At 65.1% G+C, this 9,976-nt stretch carries 10 protein-coding genes and 1 pseudogene; 5 read left to right on the forward strand and 6 right to left on the reverse strand.

What is annotated here, in order from left to right:
* Window positions 1–77: 77 nt before the first annotated feature.
* The 5 genes from GCT13_RS45620 to GCT13_RS45640 form a co-directional block, all read right to left on the reverse strand.
* On the reverse strand, window positions 78–1,139 hold the full coding sequence (locus tag GCT13_RS45620; RefSeq protein ID WP_152768206.1) for an ABC transporter ATP-binding protein: 1,062 nt from the start codon (window positions 1,137–1,139) through the stop codon (window positions 78–80).
* Complete coding sequence (locus GCT13_RS45625; protein WP_152768207.1) at window positions 1,136–2,062, reverse strand: ABC transporter permease; 927 nt, start codon at window positions 2,060–2,062, stop codon at window positions 1,136–1,138. Before GCT13_RS45625 ends, GCT13_RS45620 begins: the two co-directional genes overlap by 4 nt.
* A gap of 30 nt (window positions 2,063–2,092) precedes the next feature.
* Window positions 2,093–2,917 carry an ABC transporter permease gene (locus tag GCT13_RS45630; protein WP_152768208.1) on the reverse strand — a complete coding sequence of 275 codons (825 nt, stop codon included), beginning with the start codon at window positions 2,915–2,917 and terminating at the stop codon, window positions 2,093–2,095.
* Entirely contained in the window at window positions 2,914–3,978 is a 1,065-nt protein-coding gene (locus GCT13_RS45635; protein WP_321575047.1) for an ABC transporter substrate-binding protein, read from the reverse strand. The genes GCT13_RS45630 and GCT13_RS45635 overlap by 4 nt, the downstream gene beginning before the upstream one ends.
* 90 nt (window positions 3,979–4,068) lie before the next feature.
* Window positions 4,069–5,142: a LacI family DNA-binding transcriptional regulator gene (locus tag GCT13_RS45640; RefSeq protein WP_152768209.1), complete on the reverse strand. Its 1,074-nt coding sequence runs from the start codon at window positions 5,140–5,142 to the stop codon at window positions 4,069–4,071.
* Between the two features lie 1,036 nt (window positions 5,143–6,178).
* On the opposite strand from GCT13_RS45640, the gene GCT13_RS45645 reads away from it, so the two are divergent.
* From GCT13_RS45645 to GCT13_RS45665, 5 genes are all read left to right on the forward strand, one after another.
* On the forward strand, window positions 6,179–6,799 hold the full coding sequence (locus GCT13_RS45645; RefSeq protein ID WP_152768214.1) for a glutathione S-transferase family protein: 621 nt from the start codon (window positions 6,179–6,181) through the stop codon (window positions 6,797–6,799).
* 182 nt (window positions 6,800–6,981) lie between these two features.
* Complete coding sequence (locus GCT13_RS45650; RefSeq protein ID WP_087735593.1) at window positions 6,982–7,173, forward strand: hypothetical protein; 192 nt, start codon at window positions 6,982–6,984, stop codon at window positions 7,171–7,173.
* Between the two features lie 123 nt (window positions 7,174–7,296).
* Window positions 7,297–8,700: an FAD-containing oxidoreductase gene (locus GCT13_RS45655; RefSeq protein ID WP_152768210.1), complete on the forward strand. Its 1,404-nt coding sequence runs from the start codon at window positions 7,297–7,299 to the stop codon at window positions 8,698–8,700.
* An 8-nt stretch (window positions 8,701–8,708) separates the two neighbouring features.
* Window positions 8,709–9,050 (forward strand): cupin domain-containing protein, encoded by a 342-nt coding sequence (locus GCT13_RS45660; protein WP_152768211.1) that lies wholly within the window; start codon window positions 8,709–8,711, stop codon window positions 9,048–9,050.
* Between the two features lie 5 nt (window positions 9,051–9,055).
* Complete coding sequence (locus tag GCT13_RS45665; protein WP_152768212.1) at window positions 9,056–9,538, forward strand: metallophosphoesterase family protein; 483 nt, start codon at window positions 9,056–9,058, stop codon at window positions 9,536–9,538.
* Between the two features lie 67 nt (window positions 9,539–9,605).
* Here the strand turns inward: GCT13_RS45665 and GCT13_RS45670 are convergent.
* Window positions 9,606–9,976 (reverse strand): annotated as a pseudogene (locus GCT13_RS45670) (MFS transporter); the annotation flags it as partial.

A 9,976-nucleotide genomic window follows, 5' to 3' on the forward strand; every position in this document is an offset into this window, starting at 1 on the left:
GCGGGCCGTGCGAACCAAAACAAACACGATCCAACAACGACTCCAGCAAGAACCAAACCTCACGTGCGCAAGCCCACTCACGATAGCGCAATCAACGCGTCCTGCGCGATCGTGATGCCGACGTGCGTGCCGCGCGCGAGTTCAACGCGTCCCGGCACATCGACGATCAGCGCATCGGGCGCCGCATCGCGGATCGTCAGACGCGTGCGTTCGCCGAGAAACGCGGAAGCATCGACGGTGCCGCGCAAATGCGCGCTCTGCGGATTGGCGAGCCACGCGTCTTCAGGGCGGAAGAATACTTCGTCGCCGTGGCTCGCGATGTGCGGCGCGCGCGTCGCGTGCATCGGCGGCAGCGGGATCATGCCGCCCGTCGTCGCGAGCATGCCGTCGCGCGCTTCGCCCGACACGCGGTTGATCGTGCCGACGAACTGCGCGACGTTGCGGTTCGCGGGACGGTAGTAGATGTCGCGCGGTGTGCCGATCTGCTCGATGCGTCCCGCGCTCATCACGACGATGCGGTCGCCCAGTTCCATCGCTTCCGCCTGATCGTGCGTCACGTACACGGTCGTGATGCCGAGCTCGCGCAACAGCGCATTCATCTCGCTGCGCAGCGTGTCGCGCAGCCTTGCATCGAGTGCCGTAAGAGGTTCGTCAAGCAGCAGCACGCGCGGTTGCGGCCCGAGCGCGCGTGCCAGCGCGACGCGCTGACGCTGGCCGCCCGACAGCCGATCGATCGGCTTGTCGGCGTGATCGGTGAGGCGCATCATCGCGAGCAGTTCGTCGACGCGCTGGCGTGCCACGTCCGCGTTGACGCGCTTGATCTTCAGGCCGTAGCCGATATTGCCGCACACGGTCAGATTCGGAAAGAGCGCATAGCTCTGAAACACCATGCCGACCTGACGCTTTTCGATGGGCAGCGCAGTCACGTCTTCATCGCCGAACGCGACGCGGCCGCCCACGTCCGGACGTTCGAGCCCTGCGATCATGCGCAGCGTCGTCGTCTTGCCGCAGCCGGACGGGCCGAGCAGCACCAGCGTTTCGCCCGCGCCGATGGAGAGGTCGAGCGGTTCGAGCACGCGCGTGCCGCGAAACGTCTTCGCGCAGCGCGTCAACGTGATGGGAATGGAGTCGAGTTTCATGGCTGGTCCGGTGCACCCGCTTGCATATCGGTGACGCTCGCGTTTTTCCGCTTCGCCTTCTGCCTGATGCTGCGCTGGCCCGTCGCGTCGACGCCGAGCCATTGCATCGCGACGAGCAGCGGCATCGTCATGATGAAAAAGAGAATGGTGTACGCGCTGCCGATCTCAATGCGCAGCGACGCATAGGTGTCGGCGAGACCGACGGGCAGCGTTTTCGTTTCGGGCGTGTGCAGCATCCACGTCAGGTTGAATTCGCCGATCGACAGCGTGACGACGGCGAGCGCGCCCGCGACGATGCCGGGCCGCACGTTCGGCAGCACGATCGTCACGAAGCGCTGAAAGAAGCCCGCGCCGAGGCTCGCGGCGCCTTCTTCGAGCGTGCGCAATCCCGAGCTCGCGCACACGGCCGCGACGGCGCGCACCATGAACGGCAGTGTGAACACCACATGCCCGACCACGATGAACGCGACGCTCGTGCGAAACATCGTGAATCCGCCGTACACGACGAGCAGCGCCAGCGCCGACGCGAGACCGGGCAATGCGATGGGCAGCACGAGAAATTCTTCGATGATGCGCGAGAGACGCGTCTCGCTGCGCGCGAGCGCATAGCCTGCGGGCACGCCCGTCAGCAGCGTGATGACGAGCGTCGCGAGCGCGACTTTGAGCGACAGGAACACGGACGCGTGATACTGCGTCCACACCTCGCCGAGCCAGCGCAGCGTGAGGCCGCTCGCGATGCCACGAAAGTAGTTGACCGTGAGCCCCGCGAGTATCGACATCACGACGGGCACGATCAGGAACGCGCACAAGAGGAGCGTCACGAGCCATTGGCCCGCGGCGAGCCACGTGCGCAGCGAGGGCAGGGCGAATGCGCGCCTGCGGCTCGCAGGCGGCGTGTCGGTAGCGTGAGCAACGGGATTCATGCGAGTGTTTTCATCGGACTTGAAAGAGGATCAGGCCGTCGTCGCAACGGCCGAGCCGCTGACGCTGCGCGCCGCATACAGCACGACCCACGTGACGATGCCCAGCACGATCGACAGACCGGCCGCCGTCACCATGTTCGCGTTCAGCGTGAACTCGGTGTAGATGGTCATCGGCAGCACGTCGATGTCGGTGGCGAGCGTGAACGCGGTGCCGAACGCGCCCATCGCCGTCGCGAAGCACACGGCGCCCGCCGCGATCAGTCCCGGCGACAGCGCGGGCAGCACGATCTCGCGCATGATCCGCCACGGCGACGCGCCGAGCGAGCGCGCGGCTTCTTCGAGCGACGCATCGAGCTTTGTCGCCGACGCCATCACCGTCACGATCACGCGCGGAATCGAGAAGTACAGATAGCCGAGAAAGAGCCCCGTCATCGAATACGCGAACACCCACTTGTCGCCCGTGAGCTTGAGCGACAGCGCACCGATCAAGCCCTGGCGCCCCGCCAGCATGATCACCATGAAGCCGACGACGACGCCGGGGAACGCAAGCGGAAACGTCAGCAGCGCGAGCAGCACGCGCTTGGCCGGAAACTCGCGGCGCGCGAGCAGCAGGCCCGAGATCACGGACAGCGCGAGCGTCGTCGCCGTCACGGCCGCCGACAGCACGACCGTTGCGAACAGGCTCTTCATGTAGCGCGCGTTCGCGAGCATCGCGCCGTACGTCTTCAGCAGATGACCGTCGGCGCTGACCTGCACGAGCGCCGTCATCGGCAGCAGCCAGAACGCGATGAACACGGCGAGCGCCGGCGCGATCAACGCGATGCGCCAGCGCAGCGGGAACGTGATGTCGTTCAATGCATCACCTGCAGATACTGCTCGCCGAACGCCTGCTGCTTCTCGGCCATCTTCCCGAAGTCGACGGCACGCGCGCGCGCATAGTCGCTCGCGGGCAGGAATTTCGCGGCGGCGTCGGCGCTCATCGCGTTCGCGCGCACGGGGCGCAGATACGCGCTTGCCCACAGCTTCTGGCCTTCGTCCGACAGCACGAAATCGAGCACCTTCTTGCCGTTCGCGTCGTGCGGTGCGCCCTTCACGAGGCTCATCACATACGGCACTTCGATCGTGCCTTCCTTCGGAATCACGAACTCGACGTTCGCGTGATCCTTGTACTTCGCGCGATACGCGTCGAAGTCGTAGTCGAGCAGGATGGGAATTTCACCCGACAGCACGCGCGCATAGGCCGTCTGCTTCGGCACGATCGGCTGGTTGGCCTTCAGCTTCGCGAACCAGTCGAGGCCCGGCTTGAAGTTGTCGAAGCTGCCGCCGAGCGCCTGATTGACGGCGACGGCGCCCGCATAGCCGACGAACGCGCTCGACGGATCGAGGTAGCCGATCATTCCCTTGTACTCGGGCTTGAGCAGGTCGGCCCACGAGCGCGGCACGGGCTTGCCTTCGAGCGCGTCCTTGTTGACGAAGAAGCCGAGCGTACCCGAGTGGATCGCGAACCAGTAGCCTTGCGGGTCTTTCAGGTTCGCGGGGATGTCGTTCCAGTGCGCGGGCTTGTACGGCGCGATCACGCCCTTGTCCTTCGCCTGGAACGCCGACGACACGCCCAGATACACGACGTCGGCCACGGGGCTCTTCTGCTCGGCCATCAGCTGCGCGATCGCCTGGCCGGAGTTCTTGTTGTCGAACGGCACGTGGATGCCCGTTTTCTGCTGGATCGCCTTGATCTGGCTCGCCCAGTCGGCCCATTCGGGCGGGCAGTTGTAGCAGATCGCGGTTTCGTCGGCGTGCGCGACGGATGGCGCGGCGAGCGTCAGCACGAACGATGAAGTCAGCACGAGTGAAGAAGCAGCCAGTGCGGCGCGCGCAACACGCAACGCTGCGGTACCGATGGAGGAACGGCGGTTCACGGCAGGTCTCCCGGAGGTGGAAAAGAAATTGTTCTGAAGGCGGCGGTGCTTGCGGTGGTGCTCGTTTGCAGTGGTGCTCGTATCCGGGCGTCACGCGAACGAGCGCGCGTTGCGATCCGGCGATGCGCCCGCCGTGTCGGAGGTCGCGGCGATCGTCGCGCCTTCGCGCAGCGTGTGCGGCAAGGTCAGCGACAGCGACGGCGCGCTCAGTGCGTCGTCGAAGCCTGATGGCTGCGTGCCGTCGAGGCGCGCAATCAGCCGGCGCCACGCGGCGCAGCCGATCTCGCGATTCGGCGCGCAGACGCTCGCAAGCGGCGGCGACAGCAGCTCGCCCATCGCGAGACCGTCGAAGCCGAGAATCGACATGTCGCCGGGCAATTCGAAGCGCGCGCGGCGCAGGCCACGCATCACGACCATCGCGAGCAGATCGTTCGAGCAGAAGAGGGCGGTCGGGCGATTCGGGCCCGTCGTCAGATGGTTGAGCACGGAGGGCGCGAGCTCGTCCGCGTTGAAATCGATTTCGAGCGCGGGCGCGGGCGTGAGGCCCGCCTGCTGCATCGCCTGCGCGTAGCCGAGATGGCGCAGCCGCGCACGGTCCGATGCGGCGAGCGTGCCCGCGAGCATCAGGATGCGGCGATGACCGTGCGCGATCAGCATGCGCACGCCGTCGTACGCGGCGAGCCGGTTGTCGACGGACACGGACGGGCGGCGCACCGTATCGTTGTGCATCAGCACGTACAGCATGCCGTCGCGGTCGAGATCGTCGAGGAGCGGATGCGTGTCGGCGTCCGCGACCGTCAGGATCAGCCCTTCGACGCGCTGTTCGCGCAGCGTCTCGATGGCGTGGCGCTCGCGGTCGGCGTCGTACTGCGTCGTCATCAGCATCAGCCGGTAGCCTTGCGCCGACGCAAGCTCGTCGATGCCTTGCAGGCATTCCGCGAACACGGGATTGGCGAGCGTCGGCAGCACGACGCCGATCAGGCGCGAGCGCTCGCCGCGCAACTGACGGCCGAGCGGGCTCGGGCGGAAGTTGAGGGCGTCGATCGACTGACGCACTTTTTCGAGTGTGACGGGGTTGACCGTGTGCGGCGCGTTGATCGCGCGCGAGACGGTCGCGATCGAAAAGCCCGCGTGGGCGGCGACATCCTTGATCGTGGGTGTCATCGTCGGGGTTCCCTTGGTGGCGTGTCGCGCAATCCGTGTCGACAGGCGTGCGCTGTTGTAAACGTTTTCGTCGGCGGATTATCGGAAACGTTTGTGACGGATCGATGAATGCGCGCGGCGCGCGGAGAACTGGGGTATGCGCCCGTTTGGTCAGGGTGCGGCGCGATGGTAGAATCGCGTCCGCCCTGCCGGGGTGATGAAATTGGTAAACATAGCGGACTTAAAGCATTGAGTGCCCAGCCGGAAACGGCCGGTGCAGAACCCTTCAAATTCGGCGAAACCCCTGACCCGCGCGAGGCGCGTTCGAGGCGACGCCGAGCCAAGCCGGTTTTTCTCTTTTCTTCCTGCCGATGGCGGGTTGGAAGGCGCCGGAAGGTGTAGAGACTAGACGGGGGGCGCCTAAGGCGATGTGGCGTGCGATACGCGCATCGCGATGGCGAAGGCATAGTCCAGCGCACGAACGTGGCTGCCGAAGCGATCGGGTCGTTGGCGATCGCTGTCGATCGTTATCGACCGTGGTCGAGGCAGACGGCGTCGAAAGACGTAGTGTGACGAAAATCCGCCGCTTAACAGCTTGCCGGTTCGAGTCCGGTCCCCGGCACCACGCATTTCCCCAACGATTCCCCGACGCGCGCTCACGTCATCTGAAAGCACGCTACCCAGCTTGCGTTCAGCCGACGCGCGCTCCGCGTCCAAACCCCCGCTTTGCCCAGCCCTTAAGCCCCCGATAAGCCTGAATCCCTACAATCGCGACGATGCGATCCGGAGGCAACAACTCGCGATAGAGGATGGCGACATGCACAAATGCCACTACCACTTCTTGTGGCGCACGCCCATGGACGAAGTCCGTTGGATTTGCCGTGCGTGCGGGACGCTGATGGTACGGGGAAAGCTCTACGAGCCGCTGTGACCCGCCCGGCGGCCCACACGCCGCGCGTCCCGTGAAGCCTCGCGCCGTTGGCAGACGGACATGGCCAGACGCAGACCGTTCGTCTACAGTATGGCGCTGCGCCCCAACAACCACGGAGAAAGCAGGATGCTACTGATCGGCATGATGGATTCACCGTACGTTCGACGCGTCGCCATTTCGCTCGCCGTGCTCGGCCTGCCGTTCGAGCACCGCAGCGTGTCGGTGTTCCGGCACTTCGACGAGTTCGCGAAGGTCAATCCCGTGGTCAAGGCGCCGACCTTCATCGCAGACGACGGCACGATGCTGATCGAGTCATCGCTGATCCTCGACTATCTGGATCATCTGAGCCCGCCGGAAAAACGCCTGATGCCCGCCGAAACGGGCATGCGCGCGCGGGCGCTGGGCTTGATCGGCTTCGCGCTCGCCGCTTGCGAGAAGACGGTGCAGAACGTCTACGAAGTGAATCTGCGGCCCGCCGAGCGGCAGCATCAGCCGTGGATCGAGCGCGTGCAGAAACAGCTTTTCGCCGCCTGCGATTATCTGGAGAAGGCAATCGAGGGCCATAGCGCAACCGGCTGGCTGTTCGGCGACCGTTTGATGCAGCCGGACATCACGTTGGCTGTCGCGTGGCGGTTCCAGCAGTACATGTTGCCGGGCCTCGTCGATCCGGAGCGTTACCCCGCGCTGTCCGCGTTCTCGGCGCGGGCGGAAGCGCTGCCGCAGTTCATCGCCGCGCCGCTCGAATGACCGTTCGCGCGCGGCCGGACAACGCTTTGCCGCGCGTACCCGGATTGTTCTAATCCGGCGACAACTATCTTCGCGTTTGGCTCATTTATCTCTAACTATCGGCTCTCTACAATCCATCCATCGAAACAGGTATGCAGAACGGCGCCGCGAGAAACACACGGCGTCATGCGATGGAGAAGGCCATGAGAGCGATCATCGAACGACAGCTTTATCACCCGGCAGTGGTGCTGCCGATGGTGTCGCTCATCCAGATCATGGTGCAGGTGGATTTCAACCTGAGCCAGGCCGGCTTCGTCGTCGCTACGCAGGGCGCGCGCGCCGCGTTGCAACGCTCGCGCGAACTCCTTTGCTCGCTTCATCACTGCGACGCATGAGCTGTCGCGCTCACGGGGCAATTCTTTCTAGCCGGCTTTCAAAAGGATTCGCGACCACGCACTTCGAATGACGCGAGGCAGGCGTAAGATGTCCGACGCGACACGCGTTTCGGGAGATCCGTCATGCCACAGCACTTCGACGCCGTTGTGATCGGCACGGGACAGGGCGGCTCGCCGCTCGCCGTGCGGCTTGCCCAAAGCGGCCGCAAGACCGCCGTGATCGAGCGCGAGAAATTCGGCGGCACCTGCGTGAACGTCGGCTGCACGCCGACGAAGGCTTATGTGGCGAGCGCCCGTGCCGCGCATGTCGCGCGCCATGCGGCCGATTACGGCGTGCGCATCGCCGGCGAAGTCAGCGTCGATCTCGCGCAAGTAAAGGCGCGCAAAGACGCGATCATCGGACAGTCGCGCGACGGCGTCGAACACTGGCTGCGCCACACGGAGAACGTCACCGTGTTCAAAGGGCACGCGCGCTTTACCGGCCCGCATGCGCTCGCGATCACCGATCTCTCCAACGGCAACGCGATCGCCGACTTGCAGGCCGACCACATCTTCATCAATACGGGCACGCGCGCCGTCATTCCGCAGATCGACGGCATCGAGCGCATCCGTTATCACACGAACTCGACGCTGCTCGAACTGATTACCTTGCCGGAGCATCTGGCGATCGTCGGCGGCAGCTATATCGCGCTCGAATTCGCGCAGGTGTTCCGCCGATTCGGCAGCCGCGTGACGGTGATCGTGCGCGGCAATCGTGTGCTGACGCGCGAGGACGAGGACTTCGCGCGCAACGTGCAGGACGTGCTCGCGCGTGAAGGCGTGGAATTCCGCTTCGGCGGCGAGCCGTCGCGCGTCGAGCCATTGCACGCGGACGGCGATGCCGTGCGCATCTTCTTCGGCGCCGATGCCGCGCCGCTCGAAGCGTCGCATCTGCTCTTCGCGACAGGCCGCCGCCCGAACACCGACGACCTCGGCCTCGATGCCGCGGGCGTCACCGTCGACGGGCACGGCACGATTCCCGTCGACGGTCAGTTGCGCACGGGCGTGCCGGGCATCTGGGCGATCGGCGACGTGAACGGACGTGGCGCGTTCACGCACACGTCCTATGACGACTACCAGATCGTGTCGGCGAATCTCTTCGATGGCGGCAAGCGCAGCGTCGACGACCGGATCATGGCGTATGCCGTGTTCGTCGATCCGCCGCTTGCGCGCGTCGGCATGTCCGAGAGCGAGGTGCGCAAGTCGGGCCGCGACGCGCTGGTCGCGACGATGCCGATGACACGCGTCGGCCGCGCGCGCGAGAAGGGCGAGACACACGGCTTCATGAAAGTGCTCGTCGACAGGCAGTCGAAGCAGATACTCGGCGCGACGATCCTGGGCGTCGACGGCGACGAGGCGATCCATACGTTCATCGACATCATGACGGCGCGCGCGCCGTACACGACGCTGCAATTCGCGATGCACATCCATCCGACGATCAGCGAACTGATCCCGACGCTGCTCGACGGTCTCGCGCCTTTGAAGTGAGGTCGGCCATGCAGCTTCAAACTGGCAATCTGTTCAGCGTCGACAATCGTGAGATCAGGCGCGGCCGCGAAGAGCGGGTCGACGTGCTCGTGACGGGGCAGCGGCTGAACGTGGAGCGGATCGTGTCGATGGGACACATGAGCCCCGAAGGCTTCTGGTACGACGACTCGCGCGCCGAATGGGTCGTGCTGCTGTCGGGCGCGGCTGTGCTCGAGTTCGAAGAAGACGCGACGCTGCACGACATGCGCCCAGGCGATTACGTGCTGATCGAGCCGCATTGCCGGCATCGCATCGCGTGGACGCATGCCGAGGAGCAGACTGTGTGGCTCGCGATTTATCACGAGCGTTGAGCACGATGCCCCAAAGCCCCTCACACCCTTCCCGCATCGGCCTGATTTCGGACACGCACAATCTCGTGCGTCCCGAAGCGTTGGCGCATCTCGCCGGATGCGACGCGATCGTTCACGCCGGCGACATCTGCAATCAGGCTGTGCTCGACGCACTCGCGCAGATCGCGCCGTTGACGGTCGTGCGCGGCAACAACGACATGGGCGAATGGGCCACATCGATTCCGACGCACGCAACACTCGTCGTGCAGCAGATGAAGATTCTCGTGGTCCACGATATCGCCGACGTGCCGCTCGATCTGCACGCGGACGACGTGCGTGTCGTCGTGACGGGGCACTCTCACAAGCCGCTGATCGCCGAACGCGATGGCGTGCTGTTCGTCAATCCCGGCAGCGCGGGGCCGCGTCGGTTCAAGCTGCCGATCTCCGCTGGCATGCTGACGATCGATGGCGCCCGCGTCGAAGCCACGCTGCACACGCTGACGGCATAAAAAAACGGGTCAGCTCAAAGCTGACCCGTTTCTTGTGCATCTGCTGTCCGGACGATGCGGTCAAGCGTTAGGCACGCGCCGTCGCAGTTGCTGCATACGCTTCTTCGATCTCCGCGGCTTCGCGTTCGCCGCGCAGTACGGCAAGCGCTTCGGCGCGCGTGGCCACGCACGGACCCGAGCCGAGCAGCGGCTTGCGAGCCGTCTCGCGCAACGCGATCACCGACACGATACCGATCAGCGACGCGCCCATCAGATAGTACGCGGGCATCATCAGATTGCCGGTGCGATCGACGAGCCACGCTGCAACGAGCGGCGTCGTACCGCCGAACAGCGACACCGACACGTTGAAGCCGATCGCAAGCGCGCCATAGCGGATCTTCGTCGGAAAGAGCGCGGGCAACGACGACGGCATCACGCCCGTGAACGTCGACAGCAGCG

The sequence above is a fragment of the Paraburkholderia franconis genome (assembly GCF_009362735.1).
In the GTDB taxonomy this organism is placed as follows: Bacteria; Pseudomonadota; Gammaproteobacteria; order Burkholderiales; family Burkholderiaceae; genus Paraburkholderia; species Paraburkholderia franconis.

What these genes read in the sequence shown, in the direction of transcription:
- GCT13_RS45620 (WP_152768206.1), bottom strand. Translation starts at nt 1,139, where the DNA reads ATGAAACTCGACTCCATTCCCATCACGTTGACGCGCTGCGCGAAGACG.
- GCT13_RS45625 (WP_152768207.1), bottom strand. Translation starts at nt 2,062, where the DNA reads ATGAATCCCGTTGCTCACGCTACCGACACGCCGCCTGCGAGCCGCAGG.
- GCT13_RS45640 (WP_152768209.1), bottom strand. Translation starts at nt 5,142, where the DNA reads ATGACACCCACGATCAAGGATGTCGCCGCCCACGCGGGCTTTTCGATC.
- GCT13_RS45645 (WP_152768214.1), top strand. Translation starts at nt 6,179, where the DNA reads ATGCTACTGATCGGCATGATGGATTCACCGTACGTTCGACGCGTCGCC.
- GCT13_RS45650 (WP_087735593.1), top strand. Translation starts at nt 6,982, where the DNA reads ATGAGAGCGATCATCGAACGACAGCTTTATCACCCGGCAGTGGTGCTG.
- GCT13_RS45655 (WP_152768210.1), top strand. Translation starts at nt 7,297, where the DNA reads ATGCCACAGCACTTCGACGCCGTTGTGATCGGCACGGGACAGGGCGGC.
- GCT13_RS45660 (WP_152768211.1), top strand. Translation starts at nt 8,709, where the DNA reads ATGCAGCTTCAAACTGGCAATCTGTTCAGCGTCGACAATCGTGAGATC.
- GCT13_RS45665 (WP_152768212.1), top strand. Translation starts at nt 9,056, where the DNA reads ATGCCCCAAAGCCCCTCACACCCTTCCCGCATCGGCCTGATTTCGGAC.